Genomic DNA, 18,287 nt, shown 5'->3' on the forward strand with positions numbered 1-18,287 from the left:
GCGCTATTAATTTTGTCTAATTCCATTATGTGAGTAAAAGCGTTACGAATATTTGAACAAGGTCATAATTTAACTTTCGCGAAGCTATCTAATTTAGGAAAACTTGAAGAAACACGCTTCAGATCACGCATCTAAATCCAATCACACCGTTTTGTGTAAGAGAGAAAAGCCAAAAGAGATCTCAAAACACTTAACCCAATAGGTTAACGTAAGCCTTTGGTTGTACATGATGAATCAGATATAGAGGGCTTGCAGTGGAAAGTCGTTAATCAAGAAAAGATATAGATGAGCTAATTGAGGGAATGACGTGAAAAAGTCGCTGTTGAGAGTTTAACGGAATTACAGAGACATGATTTTGATCAAGAGCGGTTCGAACCGATGACCTATACCTTGGCAAAAAAGAAGGTATCGGCATATCAAGTTGGTAACTGAGCTAATGTCAATTGAGTAGTGGGATATTTAGGAAATTGGAGCGACATATCGGGTTCGAACCGATGACCTATACCTTGGCAAGGTATCGCTCTACCAACTGAGCTAATGTCGCCTTTTGTATCGCTGCTACATTTGCCTTCAACATCAACAAAGGTATCGTCTATCTACCTTTATCAACTGAGCTAATGTCGCATTTCACATTTTAAGACTGTGACAGTCTAGAATTTGGAGCGACATATCGGGTTCGAACCGATGACCTATACCTTGGCAAGGTATCGCTCTACCAACTGAGCTAATGTCGCATTTCACATTTTAAGACTGTGACAGTCTAGAATTTGGAGCGACATATCGGGTTCGAACCGATGACCTATACCTTGGCAAGGTATCGCTCTACCAACTGAGCTAATGTCGCATAATCTGTATTAATGATTTGGCAAATCACTAAATTTTAATTTGGAGCGACATATCGGGTTCGAACCGATGACCTATACCTTGGCAAGGTATCGCTCTACCAACTGAGCTAATGTCGCCTTTTTTATCGCTGCTACATTTGCCTTCAACATCAACAAAGGTATCGTTTTCAACCTTTGCCAACTGAGCTAATGTCGCCTTTTTTATCGCTGCTACATTTGCCTTCAACATCAACAAAGGTATCGTTTTTCAACCTTTGCTAACTGAGCTAATGTCGCCTTTTGTATCGCTGCTACATTTGCCTTCAACATCAACAAAGGTATCGTCTATCAACTTTTATCAACTGAGCTAATATCGCATTCAATCTAAATGACCGTACATCTCTGTTCGCATCAAAAAGTTGAGGCCGCATTATATGAAAAATTCATGCGGCTGCAACCCCTTCTTGCATATTTATCTACTGATTGGTCAAATTTTAAATACTTTGCTGCGATAATACTGCAATTCAGCGATCGACTCTTGGATATCCTGCAGGGCTTGGTGAGTGTTTTGCTTCTTAAAGCCCGCCATAGTTTCTGGGCTCCAACGCTTCACTAGCTCTTTAATCGTACTGACATCCACATTGCGGTAGTGGAAATAATCTTCCAGCTCGCGCATATAACGATTTAAGAAGCGTCTATCTTGGCCAATACTGTTACCACACATTGGAGAAGCACCCTTAGGAACATACTGTTCTAAGAAGGCAATCGTCTTAGCCACGGCTTGCGCTTCGGTTTCTTGGCTAGCACGAACGCGGTCAATCAACCCTGACTCACCATGGTGCTTTTGATTCCAATCATCCATAGCGGCCAGCACGTCATCCGATTGATGAATCGCGATAACCGGACCTTGGCCGATAATATTGAGTTCTTGATCTGTCACTAACGTGGCAATTTCAATGATCCTGTCGACGTCGGGCTCTAACCCTGTCATTTCCAAATCGATCCAAATGAGATTATTTACATCTGCCGTCATAAATCTGCCTTATCATGTCAGTTAGCCTAAATTCAGGCTTTTTTATTCAAGAGCGTGTATCATACTGCTTTTTTCCGACACAAAAAATCACCTAATTGACGAAGACGAATCAGTGAGTAAAAAGAAACCCCTAAGCCAAGGTCAATTACGCCGTATGCGTGCTAATCACGAGAAGCGACTCAATCGTGACAGTGGCGAAAAAAATACGCCAGAGTTACAGGATAGTTCACTGGGGCAAGAACAGCCCGGTACTGTGATTTCTCGTTTTGGCCAACATGCCGACATAGAAACCGAAAGCGGCCAAATTGTGCGCTGTAATATTCGCCGTGCCGTCACCAGTTTAGTGACTGGCGATAAAGTAATCGTACGCTTAGCCATTGAGAGCCAAGCCAATAGCGGTATCGCAGGTATTGTTGAAGCCGTTCATCCACGTCGCTCATCACTTACACGCCCAGATTTATACGATGGCGTGAAAATCATCGCCTCGAATATCGACCAGATTTTAATTGTGTCCTCGGTGTTGCCCAGCTTTACCACCCAGATCATCGACCGTTATTTAGTGGCCGCTGAAGATACTGATATTCCGCCTATCATCATTTTGAATAAAATTGACTTGCTCAACCCCGATGAAGCGCAGGCTATCGATGAAGCGCTACAGCGCTACAAAGACATTGGCTATCCGGTTTATAAGGTCAGCAGCAAGTTAGGTGATGGTATCGATACCATCAAAGACATACTCAAAGATAAAGTCAGCGTGTTTGCCGGCCAATCTGGTGTGGGTAAATCATCGATCATCAATGCCCTATTACCCGATGCGGAGCTTATTATCGGTGATGTTTCCGATAACTCAGGTTTAGGTCAACACACGACTACTACAGCTAAACTGTTGCATTTGCCTAGTGGCGGCGATTTAATCGACTCCCCAGGCGTGCGCGAATTCGCCCTATGGCATCTTCCCGCACAGCGTGTCGGCTGGTGCTTTGTTGAATTTCGTGAGTATCTTGGCGCGTGTAAATTCCGCGATTGTAAACACGGTGACGATCCCGGCTGTGCACTGCAAGAAGCTCTGAGCCAAGGTAAAATCAGCGCAGATCGCTTTAATAATTACCATAAAATTATCGCCAGCTTAGATGAACAACGCCATGCCCGCCATTTCCGCGCGGCAACTGACGAATAATGACTTATTGATAAATAACAACAGTCTCAGCAAAGATTGAGCAGTAAGAAAAGGAATTGAAATTGGATAAAGTCAAAATAGCGCTGCAGTACATGCTGCCAAAACACTTGTTATCTCGTTTAGTGGGTAAACTCGCCGCCGCCGAAGCGGGCGCGTTAACCACGGCTGCCATTAAGTGGTTTATCAAACAATATAAAATCGATATGAGCGAAGCGGCGCAGAGCGAGCCTGAAGCTTATAAAAGCTTTAATGCTTTTTTTACCCGCGCCCTTAAACCCGGTATTCGTCCGTTAGATATGGACGCCGATATCATGGTGCATCCCGTCGATGGCGCCGTAAGCCAGTTAGGCCCAATCAAAAACGGTCGCATCTTCCAAGCTAAGGGTCACCACTATTCATCCTTAACCCTGCTTGGCGATCAAGCTGAAGATGCTAAACGCTTCGAAGGCGGTGATTTTGCGACTATCTATCTGGCGCCTAAAGACTATCACCGTATCCATATGCCGATTAAAGGCACGTTATCAAAAATGACCTATGTACCTGGCGAACTGTTTTCGGTAAATCCGTTAACGGCGAGACACGTACCCGGTCTCTTTGCCCGTAACGAACGTGTGGTGGCGATTTTCGAAACCGAATTAGGTCCATTAGCCATGGTATTGGTTGGCGCAACGATTGTTGCCAGTATCGAAACTGTCTGGGCTGGCACAGTCACGCCGCCGACAGGTAAGCAAGTCTTCACTTGGGAATATCCAACCCAAGGCCCAGATGCCATCACCTTAGACAAAGGTGAGGAAATGGGTCGCTTCAAGTTAGGCAGTACTGTAGTGATGTTGTTTGCTAAAGATGCTATCGCGACCTTTGCTGAAGGTGTCGAAGCCGAAGCAGTAACGCGTATGGGACAAGCCTTCGCTAACCTGAAAGACATTAAGCAAGCGGATTAAGCTTTCTTGAGTTCTGCTAAACCTTCGGGATTAATTGAATTACATTTGGCTGTGCTGCTATTTGGCGGCACGGCTTTGTTTTCTAAATTAATCCCACTCAGCGCGCTGGACATCACCTTCCTACGCTGTATCGTCGCCGCCACTGTGTTAGGTTTGCTGGTCAAACTCAGCCGCAAACGGCTAACGCTGGCCAGCAAACAAGATTATCTGGTCGCCATCGGGCTTGGGGTTATCGTAAGTCTGCATTGGGTCACGTATTTTGCCGCCATGCAGCTCTCGTCGGTCGCCATTGGCATGATTGCATTTTTCACCTATCCGGTGATGACAGTGATTGCCGAGCCGTTGCTGACAGGCAGTAAAATAAAATTACTCGATATGATCAGCGGCGTGTTAGTGCTGATTGGGGTGATATTACTCATCCCTGAGGCCAATTTAGGTAACGACACTACGCTGGGCATTGCCATCGGCATAGTGTCCGCCATCTTGTTCACCGTCCGTAACTTATTGCACAAACGCTACTTTTCCCAGTACAGCGGCCCCCATGCCATGTTCTACCAAACCTTGGTCGCCGTGGTGTTCCTGTTGCCGTGGCACCAAACGGAATTGAACAGCATCTCACTCGAAGTGTGGGGATTGATTATTTTACTCGGCGTTGCCTTTACCGCCGCGCCCCACGCACTTTTTACTTCTGCACTGAGGCAACTCAGCGCCAAAACGGTTGGGCTAGTCTCTTGCTTACAGCCCTTCTATGGCGCCATGTTAGCACTGATTATTTTGGGTGAAGAGCTCAATCTCAACACCGTAATCGGCGGCACTATCATAGTCGCGACCGCCATCTTCGAAACCCATCAATCGCACCAGTCACAGCGGCGAAAAAAGAACGCCTGAAACATACCAATCTCAACGCAATTTGGCTAATATGGAGCGTCTTTCGCCCCTAAATGTCTTTAGTCCTTATGCCACGTATTTTATTGTTCGTTATTGCTTTTTTCTCATTTTCCGTCCTTGCCAATTCGCCTTTGCAGTTGGACAAACGTCTTGGCATGAACAAGCAAGATCAGCAACAAAATCTCAGCATTGATGAACAAATTAACGACCTAAAAATTAACATAGAGAAACTCGCCGCCAGTGCGACCAGTTTCCAACAAGCGCAGATCGATTTTGAACAACACAAGAAGCGCACCAACCAAGCACTGAAAGAAGCCTACAAACCTCTATCACTGGAAAAAGGCACAGACCTCAGCCAGCAGGCTTCGATGGCCTATATTCGCTTGTCTGAACTTAAAGAAAGTGAATCGACCCTTGGCCGACAAGTTAACGATTTATTACAGCGCCACAATGACTTACCGACAGTAATTGCCAACGCGAGACAAACTGTCGCCCAAAACAAAAAAGCAGAACTCGCCCCGCTTGATACCCCTACGGGTGAGTTACAACAAACTCAACGACTCTTCTTTGAACAAAGCCTTGCGACCAATGAGGCAGAGCTTGCCAGCAGCCAAAAACGCATTGAACTGACGCAATTACAATTACAGCTAGTACGCCAACAACTGGTGCAGCAAGAAGCCTTGATTGAAACCATCAACAAGGCGATCAATAAACAACGTCAGCAACAAACCGATGCCACCCTAGCCAAAAACTTAGTCAACACGGACAAAGTCCTCGATCCCATTACCCGCAATATTGCCGACACTAACCAGATTTATGGCCAAAAACTGCAAACCTTAACCTTGCAGATCAATAATGTGGTCGAGCAGCAGGAACAGGCAGAAACCCAATATCAATCACAAGCCAAACAGTTGGCGAACATCCAAGAACAGATCACTTGGGTCAAAATGAACTCCGCCTTTGGTGAGCGCTTTTTGCAGATGTTGCAATCACTGCCTAAGCCGCCGAACCACGAAAAACTGCAAACCCTGATCGCCGATGCGCGCTTAGACAGATACCATTTAGAGCAGCAACAAGCCCTCAATGAGCAAGAGTTAGAACAGCCCGGCTTATACAATGAGCAGCAGATTAAGCTCTTACACTCACAACAGAGTTTGATCTCGCAGTTGATGCAAAGCTATGACCAATACTTGAGTGAATTAGGCAAGTTGAAGGTCAACTATCAACAACTGAGCCAGCAACATCTCACCCTTAAAAATACCCTTAACGAGCATTTATTCTGGGTGCCTAATGCTGCCAGTATCAGTAAATTATGGCTGACCGACCTTGAGCGCAGCGCGGTTTGGCTTGTGCAACAAGCACAGTGGGATGAACTGGGAAAAGCTTGGGACGAGCAAAACGATTATTGGTCTTGGTGGATCATATTGCTGGTACTGTGTTTAGTCGTACAGGACTTAATCACGCCTAAATTCAATCGCTTGCTAAATCATTACACCACTTATGTGGGCAATGTGACCCAAGATAAATTTATTTACACCCTCAAAGCGCTCGTTTGCAGTATCTGCTATGCCTTGATAAAACCTTTCCCTGTGATCATGGCGGGATTAATTTTTTATCAATCCGATCGCAACTTTGTGCAAGCTGTGGGCATGGGCATACTGGCGATTGGTTTAGTCTACCTCTTGTATCGCTTCATCTTTATTCTCACGCTCGACAAAGGCGTGCTCGTGGGCCATTTCAAACGCCCCTCGAAACTCATCCAAGCGGGACAATCACGGCTCAGACACTTTGTACTGGTCGCCAGTCCATTATTGGGCTTGATGGGCTTTACCGAAGTGCTCGACACGTCACTGGTGCGCAACAGCATAGGCCGCGGTGCCTTTATTGTTTTCTGTATCGTTTTATTCTTGTTATACAAAGACATCTTAATCCTCAGCCGTAAAAACTCGGATGCGAAGAAAGACGGTAAAAACAAAAAACTCATTCAGAAGATCCTCTGGACCTTGTTGATATCTGTGCCACTGTTGAGTGCCGGATTAGCCTTTAGGGGTTACTACTTCACCGCCTTCCAAATGTTGTTACAACTGCAATTATCTATCGTGCTTGGTCTGGGTTTCTTACTCTTATACCAGTTGATCAAACGCTGGATGTTAATTGAACGCCGGCGTATCGCTTTCGATCGCGCTAAGGCAAAACGTGCAGAGCGCTTAGCACAAAGGGAAAAAGGTGAAACCCATCATCTTTCTACCGATGGGCTCGACACCTACGAAGAACCCGTGGTCGATCTCGAAACTATTTCGAGCCAATCCCTCGGTCTAGTCCGTTCGTTGTTGTTATTGGCCTTCTTAGCCAGCTTGATTGGTCTGTGGACTCAAACCCACACGGCGCTATTTTCCTTCCTCGACGGCATTACCCTGTGGACGACCAATACCAGCGTCAATGGCCTAGAACAACAACTGCCTATTACCATGAAGTCCTTGATGTTTGGGCTGATAGTGGTGGGTTTCTCGTTAATGATTGCCACCAATTTACCCGGCCTACTTGAGCTAATGATCCTGCAAAGGCTTGATCTCTCGCCCGGAACGGGGTTTGCGATCACCACCGTCAGTCGTTATCTGGTGGTTTTCCTCGGACTATTAATCGGCTTTTCTAATCTCGGGATGGAATGGTCTAAGCTTCAATGGCTGATTGCCGCACTGTCGCTCGGTTTAGGTTTTGGTTTGCAAGAAATTTTCGCCAACTTTATCTCAGGTTTGATCATTTTGTTTGAAAAACCCGTGCGAATTGGCGACACAGTGACAATTCGTGATTTAACAGGGACAGTCAGTAAAATCCAAATTCGGGCGACCACCATTATTGACTGGGATAGAAAGGAAATTATCATTCCAAACAAGGCCTTTATCACAGAGCAGCTGATCAACTGGTCCTTGTCAGATCCTATTACTCGGGTCATTGTTTATGTGTCGGTGGCGCGGGATTCTGACCCTGCCAAAGTCGAAGCGACCCTGTATCAAGCGGTGCAAGAGTGTGAAGATGCACTTGCCAGCCCAGAACCTGAAGTCTGGTTTGCCGGCTTTGGTAAACATACCCAAGATTATGAAGTGCGCGCCTATGCCAAAGATATGTCGGCACGCTGGCCACTGCGCCATGATTTACATAAACGAGTGACTAAAAAACTCAAAGAAAACAATCTCGAACTCGCCTACCCGCAGATGGAAATCCATATTAAGAATGGTCAAAATCGCGAGCAACAAGGCATTATTAGAAGCTAATAGGATCGCAGACCATGCTTATTTTTGCTCACCGCGGCGCCAGCGGTTATCAGGCCGAAAATACCTTAGCCGCCATGGCTAAAGCGTTAGAATTGGGTGCACAAGCCGTCGAACTCGATGTGCATAATGTCGAAGGTGAGTTAGTCGTGTTCCACGATCGAAGGCTTGATAACAAAAGCTCGGGCACGGGCGTCATTCACTTAGCGACCAAGGACTATCTAGCAAGTATCAATGTGAAAGGCGAACCCATACCAACGCTATGGCAAGTACTTGAGCTGATTGCGGGGCGCTGCATAGTCAATATTGAATTAAAAGGCATTAATACCGTCACGCCGTTAATCGATTTATATCCAAAGGCTATGAGTCAGCTTGGTTTTAATAAGGAGCAGTTACTGATCTCTTCTTTTAATCACCCGTATCTGCACGAACTTAAACAGGCGTTGCCAGATGCTTTAGTCGCACCGCTGCTTGCCAGTATTCCACTCGATGGGGCTGGCGTGGTAAGCGAACTGAACGCCTATTCATTGCATTTAGATGTGAGTTTTATCAGCCAAGCACTAGTAGACGACGCCCATAACCGAGGTGCCAAGGTTTATGTTTATACTGTCGACCATTGCGATGATATTCATGCACTTAAGCAAATGGGCGTCGATGGCGTGTTTAGCAATTATCCCGACCGCGCCATGCAAGCCTTAACTCAAATGACAACGGCCGATTACTCTGGTTACTTCGAATAACGACAAGCTTGATATCGATATTAGACTTGGTTATTTCGCTGAGCCCAATAGCCGATAAAAATGAACACGGCCACTATCAGTAAAAACATCCAATGGGATGGCATAGCCACTATATGTCTTGCCACCCAAGGCGTGGTTTTTACGATCAATAGGCCATAACCGAAGGCATTCACAATAATAAAAACAAATGTCCGTAGCACAAAAGATTGCCCCAACAAATGACGCCTTAAGAGACGATTGACATCCGCTGAAAAAACCAAAATAAGACACACCACCATAGCGGTAGCAATATCAAAAGCCCAAGGGCGAAGCATGTTCCCCAATTGGGCAATAAGGGCGATTAACTGATCCATAATGACTCTACCTAAAAAGATGCGACGCAATCCCTCGAAGTGACCGCGACAGCACATTGAAAAATAACAATAACTAAGCATAAAGGGAGACGCCATGGGGCACAAGTTACTCTTGCTAACGAAGGCAAATCAGCAGTACCGCGACTTGATTGAGGCGCAGAAACTCCCTGATTTAGAGATACTCGATGATAATCCAGCGAGCATAATTGAAGCGGATATTTGGTTAGCCGAACCTAAACTTGCCGCGCCCCTATTGCCCCATGCTAAAAATCTGCAATGGTTACAATCAAGCTTTGCAGGCATAGATGCTCTGATGAGTCCAAGGGGCAGAAAAGACTATCAACTTACCAATATTAAAGGTATTTTCGGCCCGTTGATGTGTGAGTTTGTATTCGGTTATTTACTCGCGCATATCCGTGGTCATGATTTTTATCGTCAGCAGCAACAGCAAAAACAGTGGCAAGTTCAACTCCCCATACGTCACACAAGTTTACAGGGAATGCGATTGCTCTTGCTTGGCACAGGGTCAATCGCCCAGCATTTAGCGAAAACCGCAAAACACTTTGGCATGCATGTTACTGGTATCAATAGCAGCGGTAATGCCGTAGAAGGTTTTGATGCCATTGAAGTGATAGCCAATTTGGGCCAGACGTTGATGCAAGCCGATGTGGTGGTGAATTTACTGCCCAGCACTCCGGCAACCCAAAGCCTGCTTAACGCTGATACCTTAGGCAAGCTAAAAAATGATGCAGTGCTGTTTAACGTTGGCCGCGGTGATGCACTCGATCTCGATGCGCTTAATGTCCAGCTTATCGCTAAACCTGCCCAACAAGCGGTTTTGGATGTTTTTACTCAAGAACCTTTGCCCAATAGCCATCCCATTTGGGAGCGGGAAAATGCCATCATCACGCCGCATATTTCTGCGCCAAGCCATCCCGCACAAATCGTCGAGATTTTTAGCCAAAACTATCGCCGCTACATTAGCGGTGAGCCACTGCAGAATCGAATCGACTTTAGTAAGGGCTATTGAGTTAGCGCTCAGGAATTGATGCAGAGAGCAGAAAAAGCAAAGGCTATAGTCAGACTATTGCCTTATTTATCTTAAGTTTTAGACAGTTAAATCCTAAAGCTGCGCTTTAAAAATTGCTCAACTAATACCGAGTGTGAATCCATTTCGTGAGTCACTTCATCATTCAAGCCGACCATTTCACTGCCGAGTTGATGGCTAGAATGGGTAAATTGCGACACATTTACCACGCTGCGATTCATCTCATTTGCCACACTCGATTGCTCTTCAACCGCGCTGGCAATATGGTGCGTCATATCGGTAATGGTCGAAATGGCCTCACGGATTGTGCGTAAGGCTGCGCCCGCAAGATCCGCTGTTGAGATACAGTCGGCAGCGGCAACCACTCCTTGCTGCATGCTGACCACAGCTTTGTTGGTCCCCTGCTGCAACAGGTTAATCATGCTTTGGATTTCCTTAGTAGCATCGTGGGTACGTTGCGCCAGCGCCCGCACTTCGTCAGCAACGACAGCAAAGCCACGCCCTTGCTCACCCGCTCTAGCCGCTTCAATCGCGGCATTTAATGCCAGTAGATTCGTCTGCCCCGCAATACTCTGAATCACATCGAGTACTGTGCCAATATCTTTACTGTGGGCTTCTAACTCAGTAATCACCTTTGATGTTTGTTGCAGCTGCTCCGCCATAGCTTGAATCGAGCTAATGGTGCTCGACACCGTTTTATCGCCATTGATGGTTTCAGCGGATGCCATTTGCGAGGCACTGGCTGCATCAGCACAATTAGAGGACATATCGCCTAATGTAGCGGTCATTTCCTGCATCGCCGTAGCGACTTGTTCTATTTCAGACAGTTGAGCCTGACTGGTACTCTGGATTTGTTTACCCTTGGCGGCAGATATTTTGGCCTGTTCTGACACGTTATAACAGGAATCCGATGCACGCCCAAGAATCGACTTAAGCTCTGAATTCTGCATTTGCAGTGCTAAATCAATCGCGCCAAGATCATCACTGCTTCCACTATAAATATGCGCCATCAAGGGGTTATCGTAGATATGCTTTGCCTTAGCCACTATCGCGTAATAGCGATTCAGCACCAGATTACCGCCCACCAGCAATACCAGAATGCTAATCGCAAGGGCAATAAAGCCCATTAAGCCAATTTGCAGAGCAAGGTAAAGCATAGGTAGCATGGCAACCAATGCGAGTAACAGCAATTTAACTGGCATATCCAAGGTACGTTTTAACGCGCTGACGCTGCCCTTTTTGTTCAACTCTGCATAGGCTATTTCTGCACGCTTAACCTGATCGCGTGTGGGTTTAGTGCGTACCGATTGAAACTCAACAACTTTGCCATTAACTGAAATCGGTGAGACATAGGCATCGACCCAATAGTGATCGCCATTGGCGCAGCGGTTTTTCACTATCCCTTTCCAAGGCTCGCCTTTTTTGATACATCGCCACAGATCTTCAAACGCTTGCGGAGGCATATCTGGATGACGCACCATGTTGTGGGGCTTGCCTAGCATGGCATCGAGGTCGTAACCGGCAACGGTACAGAAAGATTGATTGGCGTAAGTGATATGACTTTGAGTATCCGTGGTCGACAATAAAATCCAATCCGCTGGATAATCATATTCTCACTGTGTAACTGGTAGATTTGTTCTCATGAAACCTTATGGATCTTTGATTAATTCTTCGTTATTCATCCATGAGTTATCCATCCGTGAGGCATCATCACCCTGACTCTGTATTCCTAAACCTACTTCTAAAACTGCCTAGCTTTTTAGTGCTAAAACACACCTAGCATAGACGATAAAACGTGCGCCATGTAACAAAAGCGTTAAAGTATGAAAATCACCCAAAAAACATGATTGCATTTGATAAGCGTTTTCATTTAGAATTAGCCCAATTCTTTTGGAGACTAATATATGTACGTTTGTCTTTGCCATGCGATCACTGATACCCAAATTAAAAATGCAGTAAGCCAGGGCGATAGCTCGCTTGCTGACGTAAAAAAGCGCTTAGGTGTTGCCGATCAATGTGGTAAATGCGCCAGAATGGCAGTGCAGATCATCCAGAATCAATTAGATCGTGAGCCTAATTATTACGAAGTCGCGTAAATTGAATCGCGAATAGAGTGGTAATGGGTAACTCACTCACGAACACACTTCCGACAAGCTAAAACCACGCTGACTCAAGCAAACTTAATCCAGCTAAAGCAAACTCAATCCAAAAAGTCCCGCAGCAACAAAGTCTTCTATCTGTCACTTCTTCCTAAATAGTTTTGCCAGTTTAGAGTGTCACTTCGTCTTAAATAATCTTGCCAGTCTAATCTTTAGATATGATGTTTTAATGACAAGCCCCACTGAACTCCAAGCTCGAAAGCCGCGAATAATTCAATGGGGTTACAGATCCAACTTCCGAGTCAATCCTACTTACGTTTCAACAAATAGGCGGCTTCATTAAGCCAAGGCACGGCTTTTTTAATAAAGCGGGGATTGTCGGCCAACACGTCTTGGGAGGCTAATAATTCAACATCAAAGTCATCACTCAGATGCTGTTCAACCCAGGTTGGGGATACGGCGAAAGGTGGGCCAATTAACGCTTCTTGCGGATAATCTAAGGTCACTAATAAACCGACACAGCCACTAGGTAATAAGCTCGCTAACTGCTTGGCATATTGGGCACGCATACTTTCTGGCCATGCGATCAACGCCGCGCGATCATAAAATGCTGTCACTTCTTGAGTGATAACCTTAGGTAAGGTGAAAATATCACCCTGATACAAACTGATCTGTTCAGTTTGATAATGCTGGTGTTCACCCACGGTCGTTTGCGACATCTCGAGTTGGTTATCGCTGAAAAATTGCTGCACCGCCAATTCATTCAATTCACAACCTATGACCTGATGCCCCTGTTCGGCCAAGAAGCACATGTCTAGCGACTTACCGCATAAGGGCACAAAAACCTGGGTATTTGCGGGTAATCTAAGCTGCTGCCAATACTTAACGAGGAAAGGATTGATGTCTTGCTGATGAAAACCTATTTGTTGCTGGTGCCACTTTTCATGCCAAAAACCGGGTTCCATGGGTTTATCTCTATTCGCTAAAGTTGTCCTTACTCTAATGACATTTTAAAGCAGATGCAAAGTAGCCTGCCATTCGACAAGTTCAGTAATGTAAAGACTCACTTACTGATCTAACGTGGCTTGCACTTTACGCAGCCAAACACAGTTATCACACTGACATTGACGGCGTGATAAATGGTGCGGGCTTAACGATGAGTCGATAAAGTCCACGGCGATCAACAACTGTTGTTTTAACTCGGCAATCGATTTTTCGTTCACGGCCACCAGCTCGTCGTTCTGGTTCATCCAGATACATTCCATGCCCTGATGACACGTTAAACATTGCTCGTCGCTATCATTAAAAAATACCGCATGCGGGCAATGGGTCACTTCCATTGACTGTAAAATACGCTTGCGTGGATATTCCAATAACTCGATCAACAAGGCTTTATATTGGGTGGGCATACGCCCTCCTTAGCTGTACTTTGTCTGTAGGTTAATTAACAAAAACTGATCCCATCTCATGTCCCAAAGATTACCTATAGTCGCGAGGATTTAACTTGATATAAGTCAAAGTCAGTGACGAAATGATCGGTTAGGTAAGCCGCGCCTGACGCTGAAAGCCCATGCCGCTCAAGATCCTAAAATAAAGCCAGCCGCCATTTGATTATCGCCCCCGCTTACTGGTTAAATGAACAAAACAAGGAGCACAATTTGCAAACACCTCAGCTGCAGCATTTTTATATTTCTGAAGAGCAATCCATTTACTTGCTCAAAGCCAATGATGCCCGTAAACACAAGGCGTGGATCCGCCTCTGTAAGCAACAGCTGAGTAAATTAGGTTATACCGATATTGAATTGGTCGGCAAAGGCGCCTACGGTTTCGTGTTTGCAGGTATCAATCAAGCGGGCGATGCCCATGTGTTTAAGTTCTCACGGATTAATCTGCCGCAACATATTCAAGATAGGCTCGAAGAAGAAGCCTTTATGCTGTCCTTACTCAAGCATCCCAATGTACCGGGCGCGATCAAATTTGAGCGAGTCGGTAAACAGGGAATACTCGTGATGGAACGGGCAAAAGGCGAAGATCTCGACCAACTTTGCCGCCGTATGGGCGCCCTGCCTACCGCTATGGTCATGAGCATCGCCCGCCAACTCGCCGATATCTTGTATTACCTGCGCACGGGCAAGCCCTTAGTGCACGGCGATATCAAACCTTCGAATCTGGTTTACGACATTGAGCAGCAACACTTATCGTTGATCGATTGGGGCTCAGCGGTGTTTGCCCAACGGGATGAACATAATAAGCCCGTCGAAGACAATGTGATGGCGTTAATGTCGAGCGATCAACAACATACCAACGCCCGCATGGGCGATGTGTACTTTATCGGCGAAGAACAACTCAATGGAGCACTCTCTAGCCCGCGCTTTGACGAACAAGGTGTTGCTGCGACTCTGTATGCCCTCGCCTCAGGGCAAGCAAGTCGCTTCGGCGCACAAGTTATCTCGCCCACCAGCATTGGCTTACCAATCGAATTAGCCCGCACCTTAGAGGGCATGCTCAGCACAGATCCTGAGCAGCGCAACATTGCTGGTGATTACTTCTTAAAAAGTATGCGCCACAGCCACAGACTGCATTTACCAGAACTGCCCAAAGCTGATTTACAGGGTGAAATTCCTGTGTGGGTACAATCCCGCGATAAAGATGTTGAAACCGTCAGCTACAGTTCTCGCAAATCCTTTTTAAAGGAACACAACGCCCAAGATCCGATCGCTAAGATGGATGATATTCAGCTCGAAAAATATTACCGCAACTTCCTCGCGGGCATGGGCGATACCGAAAAAGGCTTTATCGCCGCAGTGGGTCGGTTAGCGCAATATCCGATCGTGGGTGGTCTGGCTATTCATTGGCAGGAAACAGGCGTGTTTATCGACTCCAATCTTGCGATTTACGATGCAAAACAAAAAAGTGCCTTAATTATTGCGGTCAACAATATGGTGGACTTAGCACGGGGAATTAAACGTATTGGGGTATTTAAGGCCTGTTTCTTTAACGCCAAAGACACACTGCATATCGAACGAGCTGACACCAGCGAGCCGTTTGTCGCCAGCGCCGATCTGCAATTACCCTTTGAAGTCGGTGATGTGCCCACCTTAGAAGATAAGTCACGATTACACTCTTATTTTGAAGACGGTAAAGATCCCGACGAAAACCTCGAATTACCGGTGGAGATCATGGAAGAATTAGCCCGCATCAACCAAATTCACCACACAGGCTGTATCATTTTTGAGGCGCTGCCGAATCACTTAAAAATTCACAGTTACTTGAAGCTGCTCAATCCGCGTAAGCAAGCGGCGTTTCGCGCCAGCCTCGATCGCATCTTGCATCATGTCGGCAAAATCCAAGGTCACGGCGTGTCGGGCTTTATGAAACTACCTTACAAAAACACCCGCCGCTTTACTCATCTAGAGCGTAAAGCCGATCACTTTTATCCAAAAAATCCAAAAGAAATAGGCGCCTAATGGCGCCTATGTTCATCGGGTTAAATCGGCGATCCCGGCGGTAAGGTTAACGGCTTAGGGATCAGCTTAACCTTAGCATCGGTTAAGCCCGCAGCCAGACCTTGTTGCAACCAAGTGTAATGGGCAGCAAGACTTGCATTGGCTCGATTCGACCTCGCTTTCAATTGCTTAATCACAAACTGAGCGCGATCGTTAATCGCAGCCCTCACCTCTGGTGAGGTTTGAGGATTGTGCAGTGTTGCCAGTACTTCATCAATCACCACAGCGTTCACTCGCATCCACACGCCTTCGACCAGCCCAAGCTTGTCTTCTTGATACAAGGTCGCCGCGAATAACTTATCCAGTAATGTTGTCACCGATAACTGCTCGCTATCGGCCATGGATGCTTGGCTGACACGGTTCAAACGCTTAGGCATCAATAGCAAGCTAACAGTATGGCGGCTAAATACTTCAGCCATGCCGAGAGGATCGTTAATTGCGCCTAAACCTGAGTCAAAGGATTCCCGCGTGACATGATAATTCCCCGCCTTTGGTACTAAACTGTCGAGCAAGGTTTGCGGCACAGTTAAACTCGCGGCATCTAAGGTTTTAAGCAACGCATCTAAACCCGTTAACTGCAATTGCGGCGCAATATAGCTCCAGCGGCTGCCTTCGCCGATAGATTGATAGTTATAGTCAGTACCACCAATAAACTTAGCAACCGCATCGATTTGATAACGCGTCAGCAAATAAATTGGCGCAAAGGCATCGGCTAGCTCGCCCAGCGGCTCATTGGGTAACAAGGCCGCACTGGAGAATCCCGCAATCGCCTTAGTGCGAACTTTATCGAGCTTACCCAGCTGTTCGATCGGATCGTCACCACTATCCCACAAACTGGCATAGGCCTGACTCCCATCCTTTTGGCGAGAATCGGCCTCACCGATATAACGTAAGCCACGTTTGGCGACATCGGCCAATAAGTCGACTTGCAGTGCTTGTTGGGTACGGGCATCGCCTTGATCGCTATAACCATAGGCGATAGTAAAATCATCCCAAGGGCCAACACCTGTAGTGTAAGGTGCTGAAATATCAATATCATTGCCCTTTAGCTGGATTTTCGGATGGGGATAATCCATCACAGAGGCATCCTGATTGGTCGAAGCGGCAAAGTTATGATCTAGCCCTAAGGTGTGGCCGACTTCATGGGCGGCCAGTTGGCGAATACGCGCCAGCGACAAGGCTGTCGCCGCTTTCTCGGCCGCCACTCTATCCTGCCAGCCTGCGGTTAAGCCTTTGGCAATCAAATAATCCTGCCGCACACGCAAGCTGCCGAGCGTGACTTGACCCTTAATGATTTCACCTGTGCGAGGATCGGTCAGCGCGGCGCCATAGGACCAACCCCGCGTCGCCCTGTGCACCCATTGGATCATGTTGTAGCGAATATCCTGCGGATCGGCATCTACCGGCAATAACTCAACTTTAAAGCCGTTGATAAATCCGGCGCGAGTAAAAGCTGTCTCCCACCAGCGCGCGCCATCGAGCAACGCCGAACGTATCGGCTCTGGCACGCCAGGATCAAGATAATAAGTAATAGGTTTAACGACTTCGCTTGGCGCTGGGCCAGGATTCACTTTCTGTAAACGGTGGCGCAGGATAAAACGCTGAGCTAACGGTTGGTCATAGGGCGTCGCATAGTCTTGATACTCATCGGACAAATAACCACTCATCGGATGATAAGCCCGCGGCTGATAATCAGTATCGGGAAGCTCAACAAAGGAATAACGCATCCGCACCGACATTAAGGTGCCGTCGGGGGTTACCTGTGCGACCTGTGCGCCTGCGACATCGCCTTTAAAGGTGAGTTGCACATCGACATCGGCGTTTTTCTCAAAGGATTTAATCCCTTTGGGTAAGATGACAGAACGGCTCAAATCGAGCTGATAATTGCCCTGATCAGTCTGTTGTAATACGGAAGCGACGCCGTGTAAATCATTGAGCACCAGATCGTTGACTGCCACCAGATCTGGCTTGCCCTCAATCACTTTGCCTTGCCATAACACAGAATAGGCAAAGGCTTCTGCAACCGCTCTTTGCTCGGCGGCGTCAGTGGTATTCGCACGATATTGGGTATTGAGTTGCTTGAGTAAAATGTAGGGACCTTGGCGCTCAAACTGCACCATACGGGTCTGACCCAGTTGGCCGCGATCGAGACCAATGTCGTTCGAACCTACGCCCTGCGGCAAACTAGTGACTAAGAGAAAAGGTTGATTTAAACGATTGACCTCAAGATATAACTCTCCCTCAGACTCCTCGTAATAGAGATTAAGAAACCCTTTCGCCTCTTGGCCCTGCTTAATGATCTTGGCGCTAGGCGCGGCTGCTGCGACGGTAACGGTGGGAAATCCTAACAGCGCTATGGATAAGGCTAAGGCTACACTTTGGGGTTTCATCTTTCCTCCTGATACGGCT

Annotated in this window: 14 protein-coding genes and 4 tRNA genes; 8 read left to right on the forward strand and 10 right to left on the reverse strand. The window is 46.7% G+C overall.

The annotated features are described in order from the left end of the window. Positions 1–468 precede the first annotated feature (468 nt). The 5 genes from AYJ58_RS21690 to orn all read right to left on the reverse strand — a co-directional run bounded on the left by AYJ58_RS21690 (position 469) and on the right by orn (position 1,857). A tRNA-Gly gene (locus AYJ58_RS21690) sits at positions 469–544 on the reverse strand. 114 nt (positions 545–658) lie between these two features. Beyond that, a tRNA-Gly gene (locus AYJ58_RS21695) sits at positions 659–734 on the reverse strand. Positions 735–768: 34 nt separating this feature from the next. Continuing rightward, positions 769–844 (reverse strand) — tRNA-Gly (locus AYJ58_RS21700). A 42-nt stretch (positions 845–886) separates the two neighbouring features. Beyond that, positions 887–962: transfer RNA gene (locus AYJ58_RS21705), tRNA-Gly, on the reverse strand. Between the two features lie 349 nt (positions 963–1,311). Beyond that, positions 1,312–1,857 (reverse strand): oligoribonuclease, encoded by a 546-nt coding sequence (gene orn / locus AYJ58_RS21710; RefSeq protein WP_006080044.1) that lies wholly within the window; start codon positions 1,855–1,857, stop codon positions 1,312–1,314. 112 nt (positions 1,858–1,969) lie between these two features. Here orn and rsgA point away from each other — a divergent pair, with 112 nt between their 5' ends. The 5 genes from rsgA to AYJ58_RS21735 all read left to right on the forward strand — a co-directional run bounded on the left by rsgA (position 1,970) and on the right by AYJ58_RS21735 (position 8,872). Continuing rightward, on the forward strand, positions 1,970–3,034 hold the full coding sequence (gene rsgA, locus AYJ58_RS21715) for a small ribosomal subunit biogenesis GTPase RsgA (RefSeq protein ID WP_106651691.1): 1,065 nt from the start codon (positions 1,970–1,972) through the stop codon (positions 3,032–3,034). A 62-nt stretch (positions 3,035–3,096) separates the two neighbouring features. Beyond that, positions 3,097–3,975, forward strand: coding sequence for an archaetidylserine decarboxylase (asd, locus tag AYJ58_RS21720; RefSeq protein WP_106651692.1), 879 nt, complete (start codon positions 3,097–3,099; stop codon positions 3,973–3,975). Positions 3,976–3,981: 6 nt separating this feature from the next. After that, complete coding sequence (locus AYJ58_RS21725) at positions 3,982–4,863, forward strand: DMT family transporter (protein WP_106651693.1); 882 nt, start codon at positions 3,982–3,984, stop codon at positions 4,861–4,863. 68 nt (positions 4,864–4,931) lie between these two features. After that, positions 4,932–8,135 carry a mechanosensitive ion channel domain-containing protein gene (locus AYJ58_RS21730; RefSeq protein WP_106651694.1) on the forward strand — a complete coding sequence of 1,068 codons (3,204 nt, stop codon included), beginning with the start codon at positions 4,932–4,934 and terminating at the stop codon, positions 8,133–8,135. Between the two features lie 14 nt (positions 8,136–8,149). Next, a complete protein-coding gene (locus tag AYJ58_RS21735) occupies positions 8,150–8,872 on the forward strand; it encodes a glycerophosphodiester phosphodiesterase (RefSeq protein WP_106651695.1) in 723 nt (240 codons plus the stop codon). 20 nt (positions 8,873–8,892) lie between these two features. On the opposite strand, the gene AYJ58_RS21740 is transcribed toward AYJ58_RS21735, so the two are convergent. After that, positions 8,893–9,225: a DUF3392 domain-containing protein gene (locus tag AYJ58_RS21740; RefSeq protein WP_198555555.1), complete on the reverse strand. Its 333-nt coding sequence runs from the start codon at positions 9,223–9,225 to the stop codon at positions 8,893–8,895. Between the two features lie 94 nt (positions 9,226–9,319). On the opposite strand from AYJ58_RS21740, the gene AYJ58_RS21745 reads away from it, so the two are divergent. Further along, entirely contained in the window at positions 9,320–10,255 is a 936-nt protein-coding gene (locus AYJ58_RS21745; RefSeq protein WP_106651696.1) for a D-2-hydroxyacid dehydrogenase, read from the forward strand. A gap of 86 nt (positions 10,256–10,341) precedes the next feature. On the opposite strand, the gene AYJ58_RS21750 is transcribed toward AYJ58_RS21745, so the two are convergent. After that, positions 10,342–11,862, reverse strand: coding sequence for a methyl-accepting chemotaxis protein (locus AYJ58_RS21750; RefSeq protein WP_232790893.1), 1,521 nt, complete (start codon positions 11,860–11,862; stop codon positions 10,342–10,344). Positions 11,863–12,177: 315 nt separating this feature from the next. Here AYJ58_RS21750 and AYJ58_RS21755 point away from each other — a divergent pair, with 315 nt between their 5' ends. Next, positions 12,178–12,369: a bacterioferritin-associated ferredoxin gene (locus AYJ58_RS21755; RefSeq protein ID WP_106651697.1), complete on the forward strand. Its 192-nt coding sequence runs from the start codon at positions 12,178–12,180 to the stop codon at positions 12,367–12,369. Between the two features lie 311 nt (positions 12,370–12,680). On the opposite strand, the gene AYJ58_RS21760 is transcribed toward AYJ58_RS21755, so the two are convergent. Together AYJ58_RS21760 and AYJ58_RS21765 are read right to left on the reverse strand one after the other, a co-directional pair. Then, a complete protein-coding gene (locus tag AYJ58_RS21760; protein ID WP_106651698.1) occupies positions 12,681–13,337 on the reverse strand; it encodes a thiopurine S-methyltransferase in 657 nt (218 codons plus the stop codon). A 102-nt stretch (positions 13,338–13,439) separates the two neighbouring features. Then, on the reverse strand, positions 13,440–13,781 hold the full coding sequence (locus AYJ58_RS21765; RefSeq protein WP_106651699.1) for a hypothetical protein: 342 nt from the start codon (positions 13,779–13,781) through the stop codon (positions 13,440–13,442). Positions 13,782–14,030: 249 nt separating this feature from the next. On the opposite strand from AYJ58_RS21765, the gene AYJ58_RS21770 reads away from it, so the two are divergent. Continuing rightward, positions 14,031–15,839: a protein kinase domain-containing protein gene (locus AYJ58_RS21770; RefSeq protein ID WP_106651700.1), complete on the forward strand. Its 1,809-nt coding sequence runs from the start codon at positions 14,031–14,033 to the stop codon at positions 15,837–15,839. Between the two features lie 20 nt (positions 15,840–15,859). Here AYJ58_RS21770 and AYJ58_RS21775 read toward each other — a convergent pair whose 3' ends face one another. Further along, positions 15,860–18,268 (reverse strand): zinc-dependent metalloprotease, encoded by a 2,409-nt coding sequence (locus tag AYJ58_RS21775; RefSeq protein WP_106651701.1) that lies wholly within the window; start codon positions 18,266–18,268, stop codon positions 15,860–15,862. Between the last annotated feature and the right edge of the window lie 19 nt (positions 18,269–18,287).

Source organism: Shewanella sp. Pdp11, assembly GCF_002838165.1.
Classification (GTDB): Bacteria; Pseudomonadota; Gammaproteobacteria; order Enterobacterales; family Shewanellaceae; genus Shewanella; species Shewanella hafniensis.